This is a genomic window from Rhodanobacter sp. FW101-FHT13A11 (assembly GCF_058790335.1).
Genome location: NZ_JBYTCN010000004.1, coordinates 55,000 through 76,761 on the forward strand (window position 1 = coordinate 55,000; position 21,762 = coordinate 76,761).

Annotated in this window: 20 protein-coding genes; 13 read left to right on the plus strand and 7 right to left on the minus strand. The window is 69.4% G+C overall.

Annotated features, from left to right (window positions below):
* Positions 1 to 43: 43 nt before the first annotated feature.
* Positions 44 to 1,984, minus strand: a complete 1,941-nt coding sequence (acs, locus tag AC3WRN_RS06135; protein WP_492622298.1) for an acetate--CoA ligase — start codon at positions 1,982 to 1,984, stop codon at positions 44 to 46.
* 220 nt (positions 1,985 to 2,204) lie between these two features.
* Between acs and AC3WRN_RS06140 the strand changes: the two genes are divergently transcribed.
* Complete coding sequence (locus tag AC3WRN_RS06140) at positions 2,205 to 3,581, plus strand: hypothetical protein (RefSeq protein ID WP_492622299.1); 1,377 nt, start codon at positions 2,205 to 2,207, stop codon at positions 3,579 to 3,581.
* A gap of 157 nt (positions 3,582 to 3,738) precedes the next feature.
* Positions 3,739 to 5,409, plus strand: coding sequence for an MFS transporter (locus tag AC3WRN_RS06145; protein ID WP_068093708.1), 1,671 nt, complete (start codon positions 3,739 to 3,741; stop codon positions 5,407 to 5,409).
* A gap of 76 nt (positions 5,410 to 5,485) precedes the next feature.
* On the opposite strand, the gene AC3WRN_RS06150 is transcribed toward AC3WRN_RS06145, so the two are convergent.
* Complete coding sequence (locus AC3WRN_RS06150; protein ID WP_068093710.1) at positions 5,486 to 5,746, minus strand: GlsB/YeaQ/YmgE family stress response membrane protein; 261 nt, start codon at positions 5,744 to 5,746, stop codon at positions 5,486 to 5,488.
* Between the two features lie 152 nt (positions 5,747 to 5,898).
* On the opposite strand from AC3WRN_RS06150, the gene AC3WRN_RS06155 reads away from it, so the two are divergent.
* Complete coding sequence (locus AC3WRN_RS06155) at positions 5,899 to 7,572, plus strand: AMP-binding protein (protein ID WP_492622300.1); 1,674 nt, start codon at positions 5,899 to 5,901, stop codon at positions 7,570 to 7,572.
* Positions 7,573 to 7,653: 81 nt separating this feature from the next.
* Here AC3WRN_RS06155 and AC3WRN_RS06160 read toward each other — a convergent pair whose 3' ends face one another.
* Positions 7,654 to 7,893, minus strand: a complete 240-nt coding sequence (locus tag AC3WRN_RS06160) for a hypothetical protein (RefSeq protein WP_492622301.1) — start codon at positions 7,891 to 7,893, stop codon at positions 7,654 to 7,656.
* A gap of 146 nt (positions 7,894 to 8,039) precedes the next feature.
* On the opposite strand from AC3WRN_RS06160, the gene AC3WRN_RS06165 reads away from it, so the two are divergent.
* Complete coding sequence (locus tag AC3WRN_RS06165; protein WP_492622302.1) at positions 8,040 to 9,158, plus strand: PA0069 family radical SAM protein; 1,119 nt, start codon at positions 8,040 to 8,042, stop codon at positions 9,156 to 9,158.
* A gap of 10 nt (positions 9,159 to 9,168) precedes the next feature.
* Here AC3WRN_RS06165 and AC3WRN_RS06170 read toward each other — a convergent pair whose 3' ends face one another.
* From AC3WRN_RS06170 to AC3WRN_RS06185, 4 genes are all read right to left on the minus strand, one after another.
* A complete protein-coding gene (locus AC3WRN_RS06170) occupies positions 9,169 to 9,762 on the minus strand; it encodes an HAD family hydrolase (RefSeq protein ID WP_492622303.1) in 594 nt (197 codons plus the stop codon).
* Between the two features lie 111 nt (positions 9,763 to 9,873).
* Positions 9,874 to 11,931, minus strand: coding sequence for a S9 family peptidase (locus AC3WRN_RS06175; RefSeq protein WP_492622304.1), 2,058 nt, complete (start codon positions 11,929 to 11,931; stop codon positions 9,874 to 9,876).
* An 84-nt stretch (positions 11,932 to 12,015) separates the two neighbouring features.
* Entirely contained in the window at positions 12,016 to 12,924 is a 909-nt protein-coding gene (locus AC3WRN_RS06180; RefSeq protein WP_068093729.1) for a patatin-like phospholipase family protein, read from the minus strand.
* A 266-nt stretch (positions 12,925 to 13,190) separates the two neighbouring features.
* On the minus strand, positions 13,191 to 14,222 hold the full coding sequence (locus tag AC3WRN_RS06185; protein WP_068093732.1) for a class 1 fructose-bisphosphatase: 1,032 nt from the start codon (positions 14,220 to 14,222) through the stop codon (positions 13,191 to 13,193).
* Between the two features lie 153 nt (positions 14,223 to 14,375).
* On the opposite strand from AC3WRN_RS06185, the gene AC3WRN_RS06190 reads away from it, so the two are divergent.
* The 9 genes from AC3WRN_RS06190 to AC3WRN_RS06230 all read left to right on the plus strand — a co-directional run bounded on the left by AC3WRN_RS06190 (position 14,376) and on the right by AC3WRN_RS06230 (position 21,723).
* Entirely contained in the window at positions 14,376 to 14,987 is a 612-nt protein-coding gene (locus tag AC3WRN_RS06190) for a DJ-1/PfpI family protein (protein WP_068093734.1), read from the plus strand.
* A 10-nt stretch (positions 14,988 to 14,997) separates the two neighbouring features.
* A complete protein-coding gene (locus tag AC3WRN_RS06195) occupies positions 14,998 to 15,183 on the plus strand; it encodes a hypothetical protein (RefSeq protein ID WP_068093736.1) in 186 nt (61 codons plus the stop codon).
* Between the two features lie 76 nt (positions 15,184 to 15,259).
* Positions 15,260 to 15,628 (plus strand): VOC family protein, encoded by a 369-nt coding sequence (locus AC3WRN_RS06200; protein ID WP_492622305.1) that lies wholly within the window; start codon positions 15,260 to 15,262, stop codon positions 15,626 to 15,628.
* Positions 15,629 to 15,656: 28 nt separating this feature from the next.
* A complete protein-coding gene (locus AC3WRN_RS06205; RefSeq protein WP_492622306.1) occupies positions 15,657 to 16,289 on the plus strand; it encodes a glutathione S-transferase family protein in 633 nt (210 codons plus the stop codon).
* A gap of 76 nt (positions 16,290 to 16,365) precedes the next feature.
* Positions 16,366 to 17,070: a helix-turn-helix transcriptional regulator gene (locus AC3WRN_RS06210; protein ID WP_068093742.1), complete on the plus strand. Its 705-nt coding sequence runs from the start codon at positions 16,366 to 16,368 to the stop codon at positions 17,068 to 17,070.
* 103 nt (positions 17,071 to 17,173) lie between these two features.
* Positions 17,174 to 17,788, plus strand: coding sequence for a ParB-like protein (locus tag AC3WRN_RS06215; protein ID WP_492622307.1), 615 nt, complete (start codon positions 17,174 to 17,176; stop codon positions 17,786 to 17,788).
* The gene (locus AC3WRN_RS06220) at positions 17,785 to 19,446 is read left to right on the plus strand and encodes a SulP family inorganic anion transporter (protein WP_492622308.1); all 1,662 of its coding nucleotides are present in this window, start codon (positions 17,785 to 17,787) and stop codon (positions 19,444 to 19,446) included. Before AC3WRN_RS06215 ends, AC3WRN_RS06220 begins: the two co-directional genes overlap by 4 nt.
* 14 nt (positions 19,447 to 19,460) lie before the next feature.
* Positions 19,461 to 21,233: a DUF885 domain-containing protein gene (locus AC3WRN_RS06225; RefSeq protein ID WP_492622468.1), complete on the plus strand. Its 1,773-nt coding sequence runs from the start codon at positions 19,461 to 19,463 to the stop codon at positions 21,231 to 21,233.
* 79 nt (positions 21,234 to 21,312) lie between these two features.
* Entirely contained in the window at positions 21,313 to 21,723 is a 411-nt protein-coding gene (locus tag AC3WRN_RS06230; RefSeq protein ID WP_068093755.1) for an MbcA/ParS/Xre antitoxin family protein, read from the plus strand.
* Positions 21,724 to 21,762: the final 39 nt, after the last annotated feature.

The following is a 21,762-nucleotide window of genomic DNA, read 5'->3' on the forward strand; positions in this document are numbered from 1 at the left end:
TGGGGAAAGAGCATCGCGCACAGGGTGCGCTCCTACAGTTGCCTCATTTGATCAATCGCTCGTCGACCAGGTTCTTCACCACGCCCGGGTCGGCCAGGGTGGTGATGTCGCCGAGCTGGTCGGGCAGATTCTCGCCGATCTTGCGCAGGATGCGGCGCATGATCTTGCCCGAACGGGTCTTCGGCAGGCCGGGCGCCCATTGCAGGTAGTCCGGCGTGGCGATCGGGCCGATCTCCTTGCGCACCCAGGCGATCAGTTCCGCGCGCAGCGCATCGCTGCCGGTCTCGCCGGCGACCAGGGTGACGTAGGCGTAGATGCCCTGGCCCTTGATCTCGTGCGGGCAGCCGACCACGGCGGCCTCGGCCACCTTCGGATGCGCCACCAGCGCGCTCTCCACCTCGGCGGTGCCGAGGCGGTGGCCGGACACGTTGATCACGTCGTCGACGCGGCCGGTGATCCAGTAGTAGCCGTCCTCGTCGCGGCGCGCGCCGTCGCCGCTGAAGTAGTTGCCGGGATAGGCGCTGAAGTAGGTGTCGATGAAGCGCTGGTGGTCGCCGTAGATGGTGCGCACCTGGCCGGGCCAGGAATCGGTGATCAGCAGGTTGCCCTCGGCCACGCCTTCCAGCACCTGGCCGTCGGCGTCGACGATGGCCGGCTTGACGCCGAAGAACGGCAGCGTGGCCGAGCCGGGCTTGGTGGCGATCGCGCCGGGCAGTGGCGAGATCATGATGCCGCCGGTCTCGGTCTGCCACCAGGTGTCGACGATCGGGCAGCGGCCCTCGCCCACCACGTGGTAGTACCACTCCCACGCCTCCGGGTTGATCGGCTCGCCGACCGAGCCGAGCAGGCGCAGCGACGCGCGGGAGGTCTTCTTCACCGGGCCCTCGCCCTCGCGCATCAGCGCGCGGATCGCGGTGGGCGCGGTGTAGAACAGCGTCACCTTGTGCTTGTCGATCACCTGCCAGAAGCGGCTGTGGTCGGGATAGTTCGGCACGCCCTCGAACATCACCGTGGTGGCGCCGTTGCAGAGCGGGCCGTACACCACGTAACTGTGGCCGGTGACCCAGCCGACGTCGGCGGTGCACCAGTAGACGTCGTCCTCGCGCAGGTCGAACACCAGCTCGTGGGTGTAGCTGATGAACACCAGGTAGCCGCCGGTCGAGTGCTGCACGCCCTTCGGCTTGCCGGTGGAGCCGGAGGTGTACAGCACGAACAGCGGGTGTTCGGCGTCGACCGGGACCGGCAGGCAGTCGGCGGACTGGCCTTCCATCAGGGTGTGGTAATAACGGTCGCGCGGCGACTGCATGTTCACCGCGCCGCCGGTATGGCGCACCACGATCACGGTTTCCACGCTGTTGGTGCCGGGGCGCTCCAGCGCCGCGTCCACGTTGACCTTGAGCGGGATGTGCTTGCCCGCGCGCAGGCCCTCGTCGGCGGTGACCACCACCTTGGCCTGCGAGTCGGCGATGCGCCCGGCCAGCGAGTCGGGCGAGAAGCCGCCGAACACCACCGAGTGGGTGGCGCCGAGTCGGGCGCAGGCCAGCATCGCCACCGCCGCCTCGGGGATCATCGGCAGGTAGATCGCCACGCGGTCGCCCTTGGCCACGCCGAGATGCTTCAGCGTGTTGGCGAACTTGCACACTTCGGCGTGCAGCTCGCGGTAGGTGATCCTGCGCGAGTCCTTCGGGTCGTCGCCCTCGAAAATGATCGCGACCTTGTCGCCGCGCTTCTCCAGGTGGCGGTCGAGGCAGTTCGCCGACACGTTGAGCTCGCCGTCCTCGTACCAGCGGATGTGCAGGTCGTCGCGCCTGAACGAGACGTCCTTGATCCGGGTCGGCGCGCGGGTCCAGTCCAGCCGCTGGCCGACGCGGCCCCAGAAGCCCTCCGCATCGCGCACCGACTCGGCGTAGAGGCGCGTGTAATCGTCGTGGCGCAGGCGCGCGGCGGCGGCGAACGAGGGATCGACCGGGTAGAGCTTGGACATGGCTGGGCTCCTGCTGGCTGGGTGCCGGGAACGGCGAGGGGGATGCCGCGGCAGGCGACGGCGCCCGGCGGCATGCGGGCTTCGAGTGTAGCCCGATCGTTGCGGCGGAGGCGGCGCGGCGGCGTCTCGACTTTGGTCGAACTTCGACCAATGGCGAATAGTCGCCCGCGCCGCAGCATGGCCATGCTCGGCCCGTCATCGACCTTGGGGAGACGCACGCATGACGACGCGATACACGAACCGTTACAAGGCGCTCGCCCTGAGCATGGCCTGCGCGCTGGCCCTGCCGCTGGCCGCTCATGCGCAGAGCGACGCGCGCGAACAGCAGCTCGAGCAGCGCGTGGCGCAGCTGGAGCAGCAGTTGAACGAACTGAAGGCGATGATCAAGGCGCAGAAGGCCGCGCCGGCGCCGCAGGCTCCGGCCGCGCAGAGCGTGGCCGCCGCGCCCGCGTCCACGCCGACCTTCAGCAGCGCGCCCGGCGTGTCGGTGGCGCTGCACGGCTTCATCAGCGCCAGCGCGTTCAGCCAGAACAAGAGCTTCACCTACGGCAACGGCCAGAACGCGCTGTTCCCGATACCCGGCTCGAAGGGTTCGCTCAGCGGCGTCGACGTGCGCAACACGCGCTTCTGGCTCGACTTCAAGGGCGCCAAGTTTGCCGGCGACTGGAACGGCGGCGGCCGCATCGAGATGGACTTCTTCGGCGGCTTCAACGGCACCGGCGCCTACAGCCAGCAGCAGGCGACGCCGCGCCTGCGCCAGGCCTACATGGACCTGACCAACCCTGAAACCGGTACCACGGTGCGCATCGGCCAGCAGTGGGACCTGATGTTCCCGATCGACAACTCGCCCACCTCGCTGGCGCACATCGCGTTCCCGCTGGGCTTCGGTTCCGGCTACGGCGGCTGGCGCTTCCCCGGCGTGGTGGTGATGCAGGACATCAACCACGGCAGCACCGGCGCGCAGTGGCGTATCGACGTGGCGGCGTTCGAGGGCAACTGGAGCGGTCCCGGCAACAACATCAACTACCTCACCGCCGGCAACGCCGGTTTCCGGCCGCAGATCGAGGCGCGGCTGCACGTGCAGGACAAGAACTGGCTGGCGTACTTCGCCGCTCACTACAGCAAGGTCGACCTGCGCGGCGTGGATGGCAACGCGCCCACGCCGATCCGTTCCGAGGTGACCAGCGTGGGCTACGAGGTCGGCGGCCAGTGGAAACCCGGTCCGTGGACGTTCAAGGGGCTGGCCTATGCCGGCAATGGCCTCGGCGAGATCTTCGGCGCGATGTCGCAGTTCGGCGACATCAGCGAGCGCGGCGGCTTCGTGCAGGCCGGCTACAGCTTCACGCCGAACTGGAGCCTGTACGCGTTCTACGCGTACAGCAAGCCCGACAGCAAGGACGTGATCACCTGGATGGGCCATGGCGCGACCGGCCTGCTGCGCAACCGCCAGGCCGCATTGAGCCTGCAGTACACCGCCGGCTCCTACGACCTCAGCGCCGAATGGATGCACGACAAGATCGACTCCACCAGCAACGGCACCGACCGCAAGACCACCACCGGCAACCAGGTCAGCCTCAACGCGCTGTATCGCTTCTGAGGTTCATGGCGGCGTGCCTCGGCACGCCGCCGCCCAACCTCCCGCGAGACCGGGAGGATGACGAGGTGCGGCCCGGGGCAAGGGACGGTCCGCACCTTCCGACTTCTCCCCAGGGTTCCGGGCAGAGGCAATTCACTTATTTCGGGAGGGGAAACACATGGCCACCAATGCCATCGACGCCATCGGCAGCCGTGCCGACAACGCGCTCGACGTCAGCCACAAGCGGGTGATCCTGGCATCCAGCCTGGGCACCGTGTTCGAGTGGTACGACTTCTACCTGTACGGCTCGCTCGCCGTGATCATCGGCCACCAGTTCTTCTCGGGGTTGAACGAGGCGAGCCAGCTGGTGTTCGCCCTGCTCGCGTTCGCCGCCGGCTTCGCGGTGCGCCCGTTCGGTGCGCTGGTGTTCGGCCGGGTCGGCGACCTGGTCGGGCGCAAGTACACGTTCCTGATCACCATCGTGATCATGGGCCTGTCCACGTTCTTCGTGGGCCTGCTGCCCAGTTACGGCTCGATCGGCATGGCCGCGCCGGTGATCCTGATCGCGTTGCGCATGCTGCAGGGCCTGGCGCTGGGCGGCGAGTACGGCGGCGCGGCCACCTACGTGGCCGAACACGCACCGAAGGGCAAGCGCGGCCTGTACACCAGCTTCATCCAGATCACCGCCACCTTCGGCCTGTTCCTGTCGCTGCTGGTGATCCTGGGCTGCAAGTGGATGCTCGGCGACAAGTTCGACGACTGGGGCTGGCGCATTCCGTTCCTGCTGTCGTCGCTGCTGCTGGCGGTGTCGGTGTACATCCGCCTGCAACTAGCCGAGTCGCCGGTGTTCAAGCAGATGAAGGCCGAGGGCAAGCAGTCGAAGGCGCCGCTGACCGAGTCGTTCGCGCGCTGGGGCAACCTCAAGCTGGTGATCCTGGCCCTGCTCGGCGCCACCGCCGGCCAGGCCGTGGTGTGGTACTGCGGCCAGTTCTACGCGATGTACTTCCTCGGCAGCACGCTGAAGATCGATGCCACCACTACCCAGCTGATGATCGCCGCGGCGCTCGTGATCGGCACGCCGTTCTTCGTGTTCTTCGGCTGGCTGTCGGACAAGATCGGGCGCAAGCCGGTGGTGCTGGCCGGCTGCCTGCTCGCCGCGCTGACCTACTTCCCGATCTTCAAGGCGATCACCCACTACGGCAACCCGGCGATCGAGGCGGCCAGCGTGACGGCGCCGGTGCGGGTGCAGGCCGATCCCGCCGGCTGCAGCGTGCAGATCGACCTGATCGGCAAGAAGGTCTTCACCAGCTCCTGCGACGTGGCCAAGAGCTACCTGGCCAAGCGCGGCGTGCCGTACGAGAACGTCGTCGCCGCGGCGGGCACGCCGGCGGTCGTCTCGATCGGCGGCCAGCAGTTCCCCTCGTTCGAGGGCGGCGCCCTGTCCAAGGCCGATTTCACCGCCCGCAGCAAGGCCTTCGGCGACAGCGTCGGCAAGGCGCTTGCCGCGGCCGGCTACCCGGCCAAGGCCGATCCGGCGCAGACCAACAAGCCGATGCTGGTGCTGCTGCTGACGATCCTGGTGCTCTACGTGACGATGGTCTACGGGCCGATCGCCGCGTGGCTGGTGGAGATGTTCCCCACCAAGATCCGCTACACCTCGATGAGCCTGCCGTACCACATCGGCAACGGCTGGTTCGGCGGCTTCCTGCCCTCGGTGTCGTTCGGCATCGTCGCGGCCACCGGCAATTTCTACGCCGGCCTGTGGTATCCGGTGGCGATCGCCGCGATGACGTTCGTGATCGGCATGCTGTTCGTGCGCGAAACCAAGGACGTGAACCTGCACGACTGAACCCGCGTGTGCCACGGGGAAACGCAGCGGCCCGCGCCGCTGCGTTTTCCTTTGCCGCCATGGGCAGGATGAACCGTCAGGCGCGCTTGACCAGGCCGATCACCACCAGCAGCACGATCGCGCCAATCATCGCGTAGACGATGCTGGTGAGGATCGGGCCGCCGAGGCTGAAGCCGACGCCCAGCGTCGGCAGCAGCCAGCCGGCAAGAAACGCACCGATGATGCCGACCACGATGTTGCCGAGCAGGCCGAAGCCGAAACCACGGACGATCATGCCGGCGAGCCAGCCGGCGATCGCGCCGATGACGAGGAATATGATCAGGCCACTTGCCGTCATCGTGAACTCCCGTTTGGACAAAGGGGCAGGGTCGACGCGTCGTCCACCCAGGTCGCGGCCAGCGTGGGGGAGCCGGTGTGCAGCGATCGTGACGGATATGGAGGCATGATGTCGGTGGCCACGTGGCAAGCGACGGATATGGGAAAACCTGCGTGAAGGCGGCAGCAAGCTATGTCCATGGTGCCAGCCCGCAACCGTTGCTGGGCGACACCGTGGGTGCGCTGATCGACCGCATCGCCGCCGCCTATCCCGAGCGGCCGGCGCTGGTGGTGCGCGCGCAGGGCGTTCGGCTGAACTACCGCGCGTTCCATGCCGCGGTGGAGCGCGCGGCCGCCGGCCTGCTGGCGCTGGGCCTCGAGCGCGGCGACCGCGTCGGCATCTGGTCGCCGAACCGCGCCGAATGGGTGCTGCTGCAGTTCGCCGCGCCGAAGGCCGGGCTGATCCTGGTCAACATCAATCCGGCCTACCGCACGCACGATCTGGAGTATGCGCTGAACAAGGTGGCTTGCCGCGCGCTGGTGCTGCCGCGCCGCTTCAAGACCTCGCACTACCTGGACATCCTCGCCGAACTGGCGCCGGAACTGGCCGCCGGCGCGCCGGGCGAGTTGCACGCGGCGCGGCTGCCTGCGCTGCACGAGGTGATCCTGCTCGACGACGAGCCGGCGCCTGGCACGCGCGGCTGGCGGCAGCTGGTGGAGCTTGGCGATGCCGCGGCGCTGGCGCATCTGCACGCGACCGAACGCGAACTGGGCTTCGACGACCCGGTCAACATCCAGTTCACCTCCGGCACCACCGGCGCGCCGAAGGGCGCCACCCTGACCCACCACAATATCGTCAACAACGGCTGGTTCATCGGCGAGGCGATGCGCCTCACCGAGCACGACCGGCTGTGCATCCCGGTGCCGTTCTACCACTGCTTCGGCATGGTGCTGGGCAACCTCGCCTGCGTCACCCATGGCGCCTGCATGGTGATTCCCGGCGAGGGCTTCGACGCGCTGGCCACGCTGGAGACCGTGGCGGCGGAAAAGTGCACCGGCCTGCACGGCGTGCCCACCATGTTCATCGCCGAACTCGAGCACCCGCGCTTCGCCGAGTTCGACCTGTCCAGCCTGCGTACCGGCATCATGGCCGGCTCGCCGTGCCCGATCGAGGTGATGCGGCGGGTGGTCGGCGAGATGCACCTGGGCGAGATCACCATCGCCTACGGCATGACCGAGACCAGCCCGGTGAGCTTCCAGACCGTGCCCGACGATCCGCTGGAACGCCGCGTCGACAGCGTGGGCCGGATCCATCCGCAGCTGGAGGTGAAGCTGGTCGACGAGCGTGGGCGCATCGTGCCGCGCGGCATGCCGGGCGAACTGTGCACGCGCGGCTACTCGGTGATGCTGGGCTACTGGGAGGACGAGGCGCGCACCCGCGAGGTGGTCGACGAGGCGCGCTGGATGCACACCGGCGACCTCGCGGTGATCGACGCGGACGGCTACTGCCGCATCGTCGGCCGGCTCAAGGACATGATCATCCGCGGCGGCGAGAACGTGTACCCGCGCGAGATCGAGGAGTTCCTGTACGCCCACCCGAAGGTGCTCGACGTGCAGGTGTTCGGCGTGCCCGACGCGAAGTTCGGCGAGCAGGTGTGCGCGTGGATCCGACTGCGCGAAGGCGTCAGCGCCAGCGTGGCCGAGATCCAGGATTACTGCCGCCACCACCTCGCCTACTACAAGGTGCCGCACTACGTGCGTTTCGTCGATGCCTTCCCGATGACGGTGACCGGCAAGGTGCAGAAGTACCTGATGCGCGAGGCGATGGCCGCCGAGCTGGGGCTGTAGGAGCGCACCCTGTGCGCGATGCTCTTGGCCCGATTGACCTCAAAGCATCGCGCACAGGGTGCGCTCCTACCCGTCAGTACCTTACCGATCCGGGCGTTCGTGCTTCAGCGGCACCTTGCCCTCGCGCAGCCGCTTCAGGTCGTACTCGGACAGGCTGTCCCCGCGCGCGCTGCCGGCGATGCGCGCCTGCACGAAGGCCAGCGTGGTGGCGAAGACGCCGATCAGCCCGACCAGCAGCCAGAAGCCCCAGGCGCCGGCGCCGTGGCGGGTGAAGCACAGCATGAACGCGAACACGGTAAAGGCGAACAGCAGCCAGCGCATGAAGTAAGCCCCGACAGGTGAAAGCGCGCCGCCGGCAGCGGCGGACGGCCGCATCATAACGTCGCCATGGCGCGTCCGGCGCGCGCCGGATCACGCCGCGAAAAGATGTCGCGGCGACTGAGACGTCGCCGCGCGACACTGCTCCGATGGATCGCTCCTCGCCATTGCCGACCTCCCCGGAACAGCTCCCCGCGACGCGCCCGCTCAAGGGTCGCGGCGCCGCCTCCAATCCGGAAGGCCGCTTCGAAAGCATCCGTCACCAGGCCGAGGACGACGGCTGGCAGGGCGCTCTGCTGGACGAGGATGCACCGCGCCCGCGCACCGAGGTCACCGAGGAGCGCGCCAAGAGCGTGATCACCCGCAACGACTCGTCCGACATCGCCTTCGAGCAGGCGATGAACCCGTATCGCGGCTGCGAGCACGGTTGCATTTATTGCTTCGCGCGGCCCACGCACAGCTACCTCAACCTCTCGCCCGGGCTGGACTTCGAGACGAAGATCCGCGCCAAAGGCAACCTCGCCGAGGTGCTGCGCGTGGAACTGGCCAGGCCGGGCTACCGGGTCAGCCCCATCAACATCGGCAGCAACACCGACCCCTACCAGCCGATCGAGAAGAAGTGGCGGCTGACCCGCGCCGCGCTGGAACTGCTCGCCGAATGCCACCACCCGTGCACCATCGTGACCAAGAACGCGCTGGTCGAGCGCGACCTCGACATCCTGCAGCCGATGGCGCGCGAGAAGCTGGTGCAGGTGTTCGTCTCGGTCAACTCGCTGGACAACCACCTCGCCGCGAAACTCGAGCCGCGCGCCAGCGCGCCGCACCGGCGGATCCAGGCCATCGCCGCGCTCGCCGCTGCCGGCGTGCCGGTGGGCGTGCTGGCGGCGCCGATCATCCCGGCGCTGAACGACAAGGACATGGAAGCGGTACTCGAACGCGCGCACGAAGCGGGTGCGCGCTGCGCCGGCTACACCACGCTGCGCCTGCCGTGGGAACTGAAAGCCTTGTTCCGCGAATGGCTGGCCCTGCACGTGCCGCAGCGCGCCGAACACGTGATGAGCCTGGTGCGGCAGATGAACGGCGGCCGCGACTACGACAGCGACTTCCGCACCCGCATGCGCGGCCAGGGCGTGTTCGCCGACCTGCTGCGCCGCCGCTTCGAAGTCGCCTGCCGCAAGCACGGCTTCGTCCGCGCCCGCGAACTCACCCTCGATACCTCGCGCTTCGTGCCGCCGCGCAAGCCGTCGCCGCAGGGCGAGTTGTTCTGATGTTTGCCGATCAATCGATCTCGACACCGCGGTAGAAGCGCTTGTGCGCCAGCGCCAGCATCGCCCCGTCTTCATGAGTGTCGCCGTAGGCGTAGCACTGGTCGTAGGTGGCAAGGTCGTGGCGTTCGCACACGCGGCGAGCCTTTTCCTCACCCACACATTGGGCACCGTGGTAGCGGCCGGTGAGGCGCCCGGCGCGAGTTTCCATCGTGGAGCAGATCAATTCCAGGCCGTGCTGCCTGCACCACGGCGCGAGGTAGAAGTCGAGGCCGCCGGATACCAACACCACGATGTCGCCCTGCGCTCGATGCCAGGCGGTGCGCTGCATGGCTTCGGGGCGAAGCAGACCGGGCAGGAACTCGGCGGCGAAGCGTTCGCCGGCCGCATGGGCGTGCGCGGCCGGCACACCCCGGAAACCGAAGGCGGCGACGTGATGGCGGATGCGCGTGCCGGAGACAAGGCCCAGCTTGTAGCCGGCCAGCATCGGCGCGAACAACGGTGCGCCCAGCGCTCGTCGCAGCGGCGTCACTGCGCAGCGCATGAAGTCGCCGAAGGTCTCGCGCGTGGTGATGGTGCCGTCGAAGTCGAACAGGGCGAGGTTCATGGGATGTCGTCCGTGGCGTTGAAACCGGCGCCGATGGCAGGGAGGGAGGCGACTGGCCCGCGCGATGCGACCGCACGTCCACCCCTCCCGGTGGGAGACGGACACCGGCGTCTACTTGCTCGCCGGCAGGTACTTCGCGAACCACGCCAACGCCCGCTGCAGCACGTCGCGCTGGTGCGCGGGATCGACGAAGTGGTGGCCTTCGTTCGGGTACACCACCAGCGAGGTCGGCACGTTCTGCGCGCGCAGCGCATGCCACATCTCGAACGACTGCGGCGCCGGGCATTCGGCGTCGCGGTCGCCAACCACGATCAGCATCGGGGTTTTCACCTGCTTGATGAAATTTATCGCCGAGCTCTTCGCGTACACCGCCGGGTCGTCGTAGACGCTGGCGCCGAAGAACGGCGGCATCCACTGGTCGATCAGGTTCTGGCCGTAGTAGCTCTGCCAGTTCGAGATGCCGGCGCCGGCCACCACGGCGCGGAAGCGCTGCGTCTGCGTGGGCGCGAACATGCTCATGAAGCCGCCGTAGCTCCAGCCGGTGAGGCCGAGCCGCTGGTCGTCCACCGGGACCTTCTTCTCTACCGCGTCGACGCCGGCGAGGAGGTCGCGCAGGTCGCCGTGGCCGAAGTCCTTGCGGTTCGCCTGCACGAACCGCTCGCCCTGGCCGAAGCTGCCGCGCGGATTCGGCATGAACACGAAATAGCCCAAGGCCGCCAGCGGCGCGCCGCCGTAACCGACGCCGGGCCAGCGCGGGATCACCGCGCTGGACGGGCCGCCATGCACCACCACGATCATCGGGTAGCGCTTCTTCGCGTCGTAGTTGGCCGGATACAGCAGCCAGCCCTGCACGTGGAAGCCCTCGTTGTTCCACTCCACCGATTCGGCCTTGCCCCAGGCCGGTTTCAGCGCGGCGTTGAGCGCGGTGACCGCCGGCGGCGGCGTGCGGTCGAACGCGCCGGCGTGCACTTCGGCGGCGGTCGCGTAGGAGCTTTGCACGAACGCGATGCGCTTGAGGTCGGCCGACAGCGACATCGCCATCGACGCGCTGCCGTCGCCGATGCTGGCCGGCACCGTGAAGTGCACACCTTGCTGCTGCGCGCGGTCGCCGGTGACGGCGTAATCCGCCAGCTGGCTCTGGCCGTTGCTGACCTGGCTGACCAGCAGCGATTGCGGCCCGCTCCAACGCAGCCACACGGGCGTGACGCGGATGCCGGGGGTGAGTTCGACCGGCGTGCCGCCATCGGTGGCTGCCGCGTAGATGTCGCCGCCGGTGGCGCCCTGGTCGCTCATCAGGCCGCCGATGAAGGCGATCCGCGACGCATCCGGCGACCAGCGCGGCAGGGCGATCTGCAGGCCATGCAGCGAGCCGCTGGCGGCGTCGGCGGGATCGACCAGCACGCCGGCGTCGGCGCCGGGTTGCGCCGGCTGCACGTAGAGCTTGGCGATCCACCAGTTGTTGTCGCCCGGCGGCGGCGCGGCGGTGTAGGCGATGCGCGAGCCGTCCGGCGACCAGTCGAATTCGTAGGCGTACAGGCTGGCCGGCGTGAGTTCGTGCAGCACGCCACTGGCCATGTCGAGGCTGGCCACGCGCTGCACTTCCACCCCGCTCACGCCGATCTCGCCGGCGGCCGGCTTGGCCGCGGCCACCGCGCTGGCGTGGCGGGTGGCGCCGGGCACGTAGAGGAAGCCGAGCGACTTGCCGTCGGCGGTCCACTGCAGCGAACGCACGTAGCCTTGCAGCTCGGCCAGCCGCGCCGGCGCGCCGTTGCCGCGCGTATCGGCGAGATAAATGGCGTTCTGCATGACCTTGGTGCTGGTGAGGTCGACGTGGCAGTTGGCGATGAAGGCGAGGTGGCGCGAATCGGGCGCCCAGGCGATGCCGGATTCGGCGCACTCGCCCGGCTTGGCCGCGGCACTCACGCGATGCGCATGGCGACCGTCGGCGTCGGCCCGCTCGATCGCCGGCTTGCCGTCGCGCTCGATCACCCACGCCAGCTGCTTGCCGTCCGGCGAGATCGCCACCGCCTGGATCGACTGCGCCTTGCCCAGCTGGGCCAGCACCTGCTCGATGCGCGGGTCGACCGCAGGTGCGGCGGCGAAGGCGGCCGGCGCCAGCGCGAGGGCCAGCAGCAGCAAGGGAGCGGGCAGGTACGCGCGTTTCGACATGGGGGGATTCCGGTGTGGGGAAAACCCGACGCTACAGCCCGGGCATCATCCGCGCCAAGTGCGGGACGGCACGGCCGGCCGCGCTCAGCGCGCGGCGGTGGCGGCGGCCTGGCGCGTTGCCGTCAGCGCGGCGAGCTTGGCGCGGATCGCGGGGATCGCCGCCAGTGCGGCCTTCTCGCCGGCCAGGATGGCCTGGTTCTTCTGTTCGAAATCGGTGGGGCCGATGCCGCGCAGGTCGGGCCGGATCACCACGTCGGCGCGCGCGCTTTCCTGCGCGGCCAGCTGCCGGCCCATGATGGCGATGGACTGGCCGACGATGCCCACCATGCCTTGCGGGTTGCTGCCGTCCGGCGCGGCGGAGATGTCCACCGCGATCACGAAGTCGGCGCCGAGCTGGCGCGCCGCATCGATCGGGATCGGGCTGACCACACCGCCGTCGACGTAGTGCTTGCCGCGGATCTCGACCGGCTCGAACACGCCGGGAACCGCGGACGACGCGCGCACCGCGCGGCCGGTGTCGCCGCGCACGAACATCGTGCGCGCGCCGGTTTCCAGCTCGGTGGCCACTGCGGCGAACGGCAGCTTCAGCTGCTCGATCGGCTGCCTGTGCAGCAGCTGGTTGACGTAGTCCTGCAGCGCCTGGCCCCGCACCAGGCCGCCGGAAAACAGCCGCACGTCGCGGATCTTCGCCTCGTCCAGGCCGAACGCGGTCTGCTGCAGCGCGAACGGATCCATGCCGCTGGCGTACAGCGCGCCGACCACGCTGCCGGCGCTGGTGCCGGCGACCACGTCCGGGTGGATGCCACTGGCCTCCAGCATCTTGATCACGCCGATGTGCGCGAAGCCCTTCGCCGCGCCGCCGCCGAGCGCCAGGCCGATCTTCAGCTTCACCGGCGCCGGCGCCACGACCGGCGGTGGCGCGGGCTTGCTGGCGTGGAAACAGGCGCTCAACAGGAGCGCGGCAAGCACCGGCAGCAGGCGATGGAAGGGCATGTGGTGGTCTATTGGGAAGAGAGTGGTTGCGAGTCTATGGCTGGAACGTGGCGCTGACAGGGCACAGGACAGGCCGCGTTGTTGCTTTGGCTCCTGCCCCTGCTTGCCCCAAAGGGACTTCCTTAGGTCGCAGGGGGAGGCAGGCGACTGAAGGGAGTCCTTCAGGTGAGGGGGTGAAGCTTTTGATCTTGGCTCGAGGCGAAGAGCGACCCCACCCCAACCCTCCCCTGCTTGCAGGGGAGGGAGCAGAACTAGAGAGCAAAACGTCAGCCCAGCGCGCCGTCGGCCTCCCGGTGGTAGTGCGTGGCCAGCTCGACCTCCTGCTTCGAGCCGAGGAACACCGGCACGCGCTGGTGCAGGCCGGTCGGCTGCAGTCCCATGATGCGCTGGCGGCCGGTGGTGGCGGCGCCGCCGGCCTGTTCGACGATGAAGGCCATCGGGTTGGCCTCGTACATAAGGCGCAGCTTGCCGCCCTTGTCGACGATCTTCGCGTCCAGCGGGTAATAGAACACGCCGCCGCGGGTCACGATGCGGTGCACGTCGGCCACCATCGAGGCAACCCAGCGCATGTTGAAGTCCTTGCCGCGCGGGCCTTCCTTGCCGGCCAGCAGCTCGCCGATGTAGCGCTGCATCGGCGCCTGCCAGTGGCGCTGGTTCGACATGTTGATGGCGAACTCGGCGGTCTGCTCGGGAATGCGGATGCCGCGGCGGCTGAGGATGAAGCTGCCGACCTCGCGGTCCAGCGTGAACTCGTGGGTGCCGTGGCCGAAGGTGAGCACCAATACGGTGGACGGGCCGTACACCACGTAGCCGGCGGCGAGCTGGGTGGTGCCCGGCTGCAGGAAGTGCTCGGCCTTCGGTTCGGTCACGCCGTCCGGGCAGCGCAGCACCGAGAAGATGGTGCCGACCGAGATGTTCACGTCGATGTTCGAACTGCCGTCCAGCGGGTCGAACAGCAGCAGGTGCTGGCCCTTCGGGTAGCCGTCCGGGATCTGCTGCGGGTCTTCCATCTCCTCCGAGGCGCAGGCGGCGAGGTGGCCACCCCAGGCGTTCGCCTCCAGCAGGATCTCGTTGGAGATCACGTCCAGCTTCTTCTGCGCCTCGCCCTGGATGTTCATGCTGACGGAATCGGCGGTGCCGGCCATGCCCAGCACGCCGCCCAGCGCGCCCTTGCCGGTGGCCACGCCGATGCGCTTGCAGGCGCGCGCGACCACTTCGATCAGCAGCGAAAGTTCGGCGTTGATGTGGCCGGCGCGGCGTTCCTCGATCAGGAACTGGATCAGCGAGACGGGTTTCATGTCGGGTCCATGGCAAGAGGAAGCGCCATTGTCCCGGCTCCGGCTGAACGGTGCCAGCCCGGCGGCCCGCGCGCCCGCATCCGGCCCGGCTGCTGACATCACGTTGGCAGCAAGAGGTGGGCAAGCTGTACCTCCATAGCGGAGGGACACGACATGCGCGACACGGTTTATTTCCTGGTGTTCGACGGCTTCGCCGACTGGCAGGCCGCGCTGGCACTGTGCGAGATCCGCCGGCCCGGCGACTGGCAGGTGCAGGCGGCGGGCTTCTCGATGGCGCCGGTGGTCTCGATGGGCGGCCTGAGCGTGCAGCCCGAGCTGTCGCTGGCCCAGCTCGACCCCCGGCGCGCGGCCTTGCTGATCGTGCCCGGCGGCCACCTGTGGCAGCGCGGCGAGGGTGCGCCGGCGGTGGCGGCGATCCGCCAACTGCACGCCGCGGGCGCGCCGGTGGCGGCGATCGACAGCGGCGTGCTGGCGCTGGCCCGCGCCGGCCTGCTCGACCATTGCCGCCACACCGGCAACTGGAACGGCCAGATCGCGGCCCAGGTGCCGGGCTACGCCGGCGCCGACCAGTACGACAGCGAGGTGCTGGCGGTCAGCGACGGCGGCGTGATCAGCGCCAGCCATCTGGGCAGCGTGGAGTTCGCGCGCGAGGTGATCCGTACGCTGGACCTGTACAGCCCCGGCGACCGCGAGCACTGGTACCGCCTGTTCAAGCACGCCCAGCTGCCGCCGTGGTGCGTCGGCGAAGCCGTGGCGACGGCATGAGGAGCCCATCATGAAACCGATGCTGCAACGCGTACTCATGGCCTACCGCCCGCTCTATCTCAACGGCCTGCTGCTGGACGGGCAGTACAAGCTGCCCAAGGCGGCCCCGGCGGATGCCGCCGGCACCCCGCGTGCGCGCCGGCGCAGCCTGCTGGCCGCGCTGACCCACATCGTCTTCCACCCCCGCGGCCAGTGATGCCCGGGACCCGCCACGACGACCGGGCGCCGGCGCCGTACCTCCGATTCCGACCACGCCGACCCACGGGGTTTTCATGATCATCGACCACATCAGCCTGCCGGGCAGCGACCTCGCCCGCAGCTGCGCCTTCTTCGGCCAGGCGCTGGCCCCGCTGGGCATCGCCGTGGTGAAGGAATACCCCGGCGCGATCGGGATGGGCCGCGACGAGCCGGAGTTCTGGCTGGTCGAGGGTCCGGCTGCACCGACCCCGCTGCACGTGGCCTTCGTCGCCGGCAACCGCGCGCAGGTGGATGCCTTCCACACGGCCGCGCTGCTCGCCGGCGCCAGCGACAACGGCGCGCCGGGCCTGCGCACGCACTATCACGCGAACTACTACGCCGCCGTCGTGATCGGCCCGGACGGGCACAACATCGAGGCGGTCTGCCAGCTTCCGCAGGACTGAACCTCCACCTCGGCCAGGAGCACCCGGCATGGACACGACACCCCGCGTCACCTTCTTCCATTCGCCACAGAGCCGCTCCGCCGGCACCCGCGCGCTGCTCGAGGAACTCGGCGTCGACTACGACCTGCACGTGCTCAACCTGAAGGCCGGCGAGCAGCGTGGGCCGGCGTATCTCGCGGTCAACCCGATGGGCAAGGTGCCGGCGATCCATCACGGCGGCGCGCTGATCACCGAACAGCCGGCGGTGTTCATCTACCTGGCCGATCTCTACCCTTCGGCAAAACTGGCACCGCCGCTCGGCGACCCGCTGCGCGGGCCGTACCTGCGCTGGCTGGTGTTCTACGGCTCGTGCTTCGAGCCGGCAGTGCTCGACAAGGCGATGCAGCGCGAACCGGCACCGCCCTCGACCTGCGGCTACGGCGACTACGGCACCATGCTGAAGACGCTCACCGACCAGCTCGAACGCGGTCCCTGGCTGCTCGGCGACACGTTCAGCGCGGCCGACGTGCTGTGGGGTACCGCGCTGAACTGGACGGCGATGTTCAAGCTGGTGCCGGAGTTGCCGGTGATCCGTGCGTATATCGATCGGGTGCTCGCGCGCCCGGCGATGCAGCGCGCCGCGTCGAAGGATGCCGAACTGGCGGCCACGCAGGCAGCCTGATGCCGATCGGGCTCGGTGCGATGAGTCGTGACATTCGGCGCTGTTCGCCGCCGCCGGTCTCGGCGATGATGCACGGATGCGTCGAGCCGATCGCCTGTTCCTCATCATCCACGCCCTGCGTGGCCGGCGCACCGCGCTGCAGGCGCGCTCGCTGGCGCAGACGCTGGGCGTGTCGCTGCGCACGGTGTACCGCGACGTCGCCGACCTGCAGTTGTCCGGCGTGCCGATCGAGGGCGAGGCCGGCGTGGGCTACGTGCTGCGCAAGGGTTCGGACATCCCGCCGCTGATGTTCACCGCGAACGAACTCGAGGCGCTGGTGGTCGGCACGCGATTCGTGCAGGCCTTCGCCGGCGACAGGCTGGCCGGCGATGCCCGGGCGGCGCTGCTGAAGATCGAGGCGGTGCTGCCGCCGGAGCTGCGCGAGCGCGCCGCGCGCACGCGCATCTATGCGCCGGTCTGGCGCGACGAGTACAAGCTCGCGTTCGCCGCCCGCATCGACCGGCTGCATGCGGCCATCGAGGCGCGCCGGGTGCTGCAGCTGACCTACAGCGATGAAGGCGGCAACGTCAGCCGGCGCGAGGTCGAGCCGCTGTGCCTGGCCTTCTGGGGCGGCAAGTGGACGCTCGGCACGTGGTGCCGGCTGCGCGAGAATTTCCGCAATTTCCGCCCCGACCGCATCGACGAACTCGCCGAGACCGGCGAGGTGTTCGCCGACCGGACCGGCCGCAACCTGGACGCCTACCTGCAATCGATGCGCGGCTACTACGCCGGCATGGAATAGCCGTCCGTCCGCGCAGAAACTTGCGCGGCGCAGCGGGCTCTTATCGGCACGACCCGGCTCGGGTACGCTCGGCGGCACGGCATCTGCCCGGAGGAGTCATGCCATGTCGTCAGGCCTGCGTCACCCGTTGTTGTCGATCGCCCCGGCCAAGCTGCGGCCGACCCAGCTCACCGTAGGCCAGGCCGAGGTCGCGGGCAAGCGCGCGGAGTGGGAAAAGCTCGGCAGGAAGAAGCGCAAGGAGCTGATCCAGCAGCACTGGTTCCCCGGCGTGCTGGGGCCGAAGCAGCGCGTCTACATCGTCGATCACCATCACCTCGGGCTGGCCCTGCTGGAAGAGGGGGTGAACAGCGTGCCGGTGATGATCCAGCGCGATTTCTCCTGGCTGGAGCCGGACGTGTTCTGGCGCACGATGGAGTTCAACCGCTGGGCGCATCCGTACGACCAGCACGGCACCCGCGTCGACTACGCCGCGATCCCGGCCAGCCTCGCCGAGATGGCCGACGATCCCTACCGCACCCTCGCCGCGCGGGTGCGCACGGCCGGCGGCTGCGCGAAGGACGCCACGCCCTACGCGGAGTTCCTGTGGGCGGATTTCTACCGCCGCCGCCTCAAACTGCCGGGCGGCAAGGTCGGCGCGAAGGTGCTGCAGCAGGCCCTGCTGCTGGCGCACAGCCATGACACGGCGTACCTGCCGGGCTGGAGCGGGCTGATCGAATGAACGCGGGCCCGGCACCTGCGTCCGCGGCGGGTTCCACCTTCGGCGTCGATGTCCTGGCCGGCGTGTCGATCGCCGGCCTGCTGCTGCCCGAGGCGGTGGCGTACTCCGGCATCGCCGGGCTGCCGCCGCAGGCCGGCGTGATCGGCCTGTTCGCCGGCCTGGCCTGCTACGGCCTGATCGGCCGCAGCCGCTACGCGGTCGTCTCGGCGACCTCGTCCTCGGCGGCGGTGCTGGCGGCGGCGACGCTGGCGCTGGCCGGCGGCGACGGCGCGCAGCGCCTCGTCACCGCGGCGATGCTGGTGGTACTGGCCGGCGCCAGCTTCCTGCTGGCCGGGGCGGCCCGGCTGGGTGCGCTGTCGAACCTGATCGCGCGGCCGGTGCTACGCGGCTACGCGTTCGGCCTGGCCTGGGTGATCGCGGTGAAGCAGCTGCCGCACGTGTTCGGGGTGTCCACCCGGCACGGCGATGTCGCGCGGGTGCTGGTCGAACTGGTCGAACAGTTCCGGCAGTGGCAACCGGCCGCGATCGCCGCCGGCGCGGCCGCCCTCGGCCTGCTGTTCCTGTGCGGGCGGCTGCGGCGGCTGCCGGGCAGCCTGCTGGTGATCGTGCTCGGCATCGCCGCCTCCGGCTGGCTGGCCGGGCAGGGCGTGGCGCTGGTCGGGCCGGTGCATCTGGCCCTGGCGTGGACGGCACCGGCCTGGCCGGACTCGTCGCAGTGGCTGCCGAACGTCGAGCTGGCGGCGGCGCTGATGCTGATCCTGTACGCCGAGTCGTACAGCGCCATCCGCAGCTTCGCGCTGAAGCACGGGGACGAGGTGCGGCCGAACCGCGACCTGGTCGCGCTCGGCTTGGCGAATGTCGTCTCGGGCCTGTTCCACGGCATGCCGGTCGGCGCGGGCTACTCGGCCACCTCGGCGAACGAGGCGGCCGGCGCGCAGTCGCGGCTGGCCGGGCTGGTGGCGGCGGCCACCGTGCTGCTGCTGGTGTTGCTGTTCCTGCGCTGGATCGAGCGCATCCCCGAGCCGGTGCTGGCGGCGATCGTGATCCACGCGGTGAGCAAGTCGTGGCGGCTGGCGGTGTTCCGGCCGTACCTGCAATGGCGGCGCGACCGGCTGGTGGCGCTGGCCGCCGTGCTGGCCGTGCTTGCCCTGGGCGTGCTGAACGGCCTGCTGTCCGCGATCGCGTTCAGCCTGGTGCTGCTGCTGCGCCAGCTGGCGACGCCGCGGATCAGCGTGCTCGGCCGGCTCGCCGACAGCCACGATTTCATCGACACGAAGCAGCACCAGGCGGCGCGCGAGCAGCCCGGCATGGTGATCCTGCGGCCGGAGGAACCGCTGTTCTTCGCCAATGCGGAACCGACGCTGGCGCTGGCGCGCGAGCGGGTCGGCGAGCGCGGCGGCATCCGGGTGGTGGTGCTCAGCCTGGAGGAGTCGCCGGACCTGGACGGCACCACCGTGGAGGCGCTGGCGGATTTCGCCGCCTGGCTGGAGGCTCGTGGGATCGCCCTGCGCGTGGCACGATTGAAGGATGCCGTGCACGCGCTGCTGCTGCGCGCGGCCTTGCCCCAGCTGCCGCCCGCGGCGCTGGCCTATTGGAGCGTGGCGGATGCGGCCAAGCCGCCTGCCACGCCGTCACCGGCGGAAGGAACGGATTCGTGAGCATGGCAACGAGAATGGCGTGGCTGGGCCTGGGCGCGCTGGTCCTGGCGGTGCCGGCATGGGCCGGGCAGGACGCGGCGGCCCGCTTCCGGCAGATCTACCAGCAGGAATGGAGCTGGCGCAGCGCGCAGTCCGGCGTGCTCGCCTCCGGCGAGGCGCAGCCGAACGCTGGCCGGCTGGACAACGTCGACGCGGCCAGCCAGCAGCGCCGGCTGGACTACTGGCAAAAGGTGATGGAGCGGCTCGGCGCGATCGATCCGCAGCAGCTCTCCGCCGAAGACCAGGTCAACTACGCGGTGTACCGCGCGCAGATCCGCAACCTGCTCGCCGCGCAGCGGTTCAAGGCGTGGCAGATGCCGTTCAACAGCGACTCGGCGTTCTGGTCGGACATCGGCTACGTGCTGGGTGGTGACCGCCTGCGCACGGCCGACGACTACCAGCGCTACCTCGACCGGCTGGACCAGATCCCGGCCTATTTCGACCAGCAGATCGCCAACATGCGCGCCGGCCTCAAGCGCGGCTTCAGCGTGCCGCGCGCGGTGCTGCGCGGGCGCGACGCGTCGATCGCCGCGGTGGCCGAGCTGAAGGATCCGACCCGGAGCAGTTTCTACGCGCCGTTCAAGCAGTTGCCGGCGACGATCCCCGCCGACCAGGCGCAGGCGCTGCAAGGCCGGGCGCTGCAGCGGATCCGCGACGAGGTGATCCCCGCCTACGCGAAGCTGCTGGCGTTCTTCCGCAACGAGTACGTGCCGCGGGCGCGCACCACGCTGGCGGCCGAGGCGCTGCCCGACGGCAAGGCCTACTACCGCCAGCAGATCCGCGAGTACACCACGCTCGAACTCGACCCGGACGAGATCCACCGCATCGGCCTCGAACAGGTGGCGAAGATCCACGCGCAGATGCTGGAGGCGATGCAGGACACCGGCTACAAGGGCAGCTTCGCCGGCTTCCTGAAATTCCTGCGCACCGACCCGCAGTTCCACGCGAAGACGCCGGACGAACTGCTGATGCGCAGCGCCTGGGTGGCCAAGCAGGTGGACGGCCAGATGCCGCGCTACTTCGGCCACCTGCCGCGCGCGCACTTCACCATCCAGCCGGTGCCGGCCGACATCGCGCCGTACTACACCTCCGGCCGCGGCGGCGCCGACGTCTACCTGGTCAACACCTACGACCTCGGCTCGCGGCCGCTGTTCAACGTGCCGGCGCTGACCCTGCACGAGAGCTATCCCGGCCACGCGCTGCAGCTGGAACTGGCCGACGAGCAGCACGACCAGCCCGTGTTCCGTCGCAACGGCTACATTTCCGCCTACGGCGAAGGCTGGGGGCTGTACTCGGAATACCTCGGCAACGAGATGGGCATCTACCACACGCCGTACGAGCGCTTCGGCTACCTCACCTACCAGATGTGGCGCGCCTGCCGGCTGGTGGTCGACACCGGCGTGCACCACCTCGGCTGGACCCGCGCGCAGGCGATCGACTACCTCACCGTCAATACCGCGCTGTCCGCGCGGGAGATCGCCAACGAGGTGGACCGCTACATCAGCTGGCCGGGCCAGGCGCTGTCGTACGAGCTGGGCTACCTGAAGCTCCGCGAGCTGCGCGCGAAGGCGGAGCAGGCGCTGGGCGCGAAGTTCGACCTCCGCCACTTCCACGACACCGTGCTGCAGCTGGGCTCGGTGCCGCTGCCGGTGCTGGAGCAGCGCATCGGTCGCTTCATCGCCGAGGGTGGCCCGGAGCCGGACTACGGCTGCGACTGCGCGAAGGCGAGGGGCGTTTCAGGGCATTGAACCCGAAGCGGCGGCTCGCTGGCTTTTACTACATCTATGAAGTAATATTTCACACAACTTCACAGGGAGAGCGAGTGCCATGGCTGCTCATTCGACCCGCATCACCGAAGCCGCGCCACGGTATGCAGCGCCGGATACGCTCGCCGACCCGGCGCTGCGCGCGTTCTTCAAGCTTGCCGAGCACTGGAAGCTGCGCATCGCCGACCAGCGCAAGCTGCTCGGCGACCCGCCGGAATCGACCTTCTACAAGTGGAAGCGCCAGCAGGGCGGCGCCCTGGGGCGCGACACGCTGGAGCGGATCAGCTACCTGCTCGGCATCTGGAAGTCGCTGCAGATCCTGTTCCCCGACCCGGCCCAGGCCGATGCCTGGCTGCACAAGCCGAGCACGGCGCCGCTGTTCGGCGGCCACTCCGCGCTGGAGCGCATGCTGTCGGGCAACGTGGCCGACCTCTACGTGGTGCGCCAGTACCTGGACGCGCAGCGTGGCTGAGCGGCGCCGTGTCTCGCGTCGCACGCGGCGATACGTTTA

Coding starts and splice junctions, on each gene's coding strand:
- AC3WRN_RS06205 (WP_492622306.1), top strand. CDS start 15,657: ATGGACACGACACCCCGCGTCACCTTCTTCCATTCGCCACAGAGCCGC.
- AC3WRN_RS06160 (WP_492622301.1), bottom strand. CDS start 7,893: ATGCGCTGGCTGCTGTTCGCCTTTACCGTGTTCGCGTTCATGCTGTGC.
- AC3WRN_RS06180 (WP_068093729.1), bottom strand. CDS start 12,924: ATGCCCTTCCATCGCCTGCTGCCGGTGCTTGCCGCGCTCCTGTTGAGC.
- AC3WRN_RS06185 (WP_068093732.1), bottom strand. CDS start 14,222: ATGAAACCCGTCTCGCTGATCCAGTTCCTGATCGAGGAACGCCGCGCC.
- AC3WRN_RS06150 (WP_068093710.1), bottom strand. CDS start 5,746: ATGACGGCAAGTGGCCTGATCATATTCCTCGTCATCGGCGCGATCGCC.
- AC3WRN_RS06215 (WP_492622307.1), top strand. CDS start 17,174: ATGTCGTCAGGCCTGCGTCACCCGTTGTTGTCGATCGCCCCGGCCAAG.
- AC3WRN_RS06170 (WP_492622303.1), bottom strand. CDS start 9,762: ATGAACCTCGCCCTGTTCGACTTCGACGGCACCATCACCACGCGCGAG.
- AC3WRN_RS06190 (WP_068093734.1), top strand. CDS start 14,376: ATGCGCGACACGGTTTATTTCCTGGTGTTCGACGGCTTCGCCGACTGG.
- acs (WP_492622298.1), bottom strand. CDS start 1,984: ATGTCCAAGCTCTACCCGGTCGATCCCTCGTTCGCCGCCGCCGCGCGC.
- AC3WRN_RS06225 (WP_492622468.1), top strand. CDS start 19,461: ATGGCGTGGCTGGGCCTGGGCGCGCTGGTCCTGGCGGTGCCGGCATGG.
- AC3WRN_RS06145 (WP_068093708.1), top strand. CDS start 3,739: ATGGCCACCAATGCCATCGACGCCATCGGCAGCCGTGCCGACAACGCG.
- AC3WRN_RS06200 (WP_492622305.1), top strand. CDS start 15,260: ATGATCATCGACCACATCAGCCTGCCGGGCAGCGACCTCGCCCGCAGC.
- AC3WRN_RS06220 (WP_492622308.1), top strand. CDS start 17,785: ATGAACGCGGGCCCGGCACCTGCGTCCGCGGCGGGTTCCACCTTCGGC.
- AC3WRN_RS06195 (WP_068093736.1), top strand. CDS start 14,998: ATGAAACCGATGCTGCAACGCGTACTCATGGCCTACCGCCCGCTCTAT.
- AC3WRN_RS06210 (WP_068093742.1), top strand. CDS start 16,366: ATGCGTCGAGCCGATCGCCTGTTCCTCATCATCCACGCCCTGCGTGGC.
- AC3WRN_RS06175 (WP_492622304.1), bottom strand. CDS start 11,931: ATGTCGAAACGCGCGTACCTGCCCGCTCCCTTGCTGCTGCTGGCCCTC.
- AC3WRN_RS06165 (WP_492622302.1), top strand. CDS start 8,040: ATGGATCGCTCCTCGCCATTGCCGACCTCCCCGGAACAGCTCCCCGCG.
- AC3WRN_RS06230 (WP_068093755.1), top strand. CDS start 21,313: ATGGCTGCTCATTCGACCCGCATCACCGAAGCCGCGCCACGGTATGCA.
- AC3WRN_RS06140 (WP_492622299.1), top strand. CDS start 2,205: ATGACGACGCGATACACGAACCGTTACAAGGCGCTCGCCCTGAGCATG.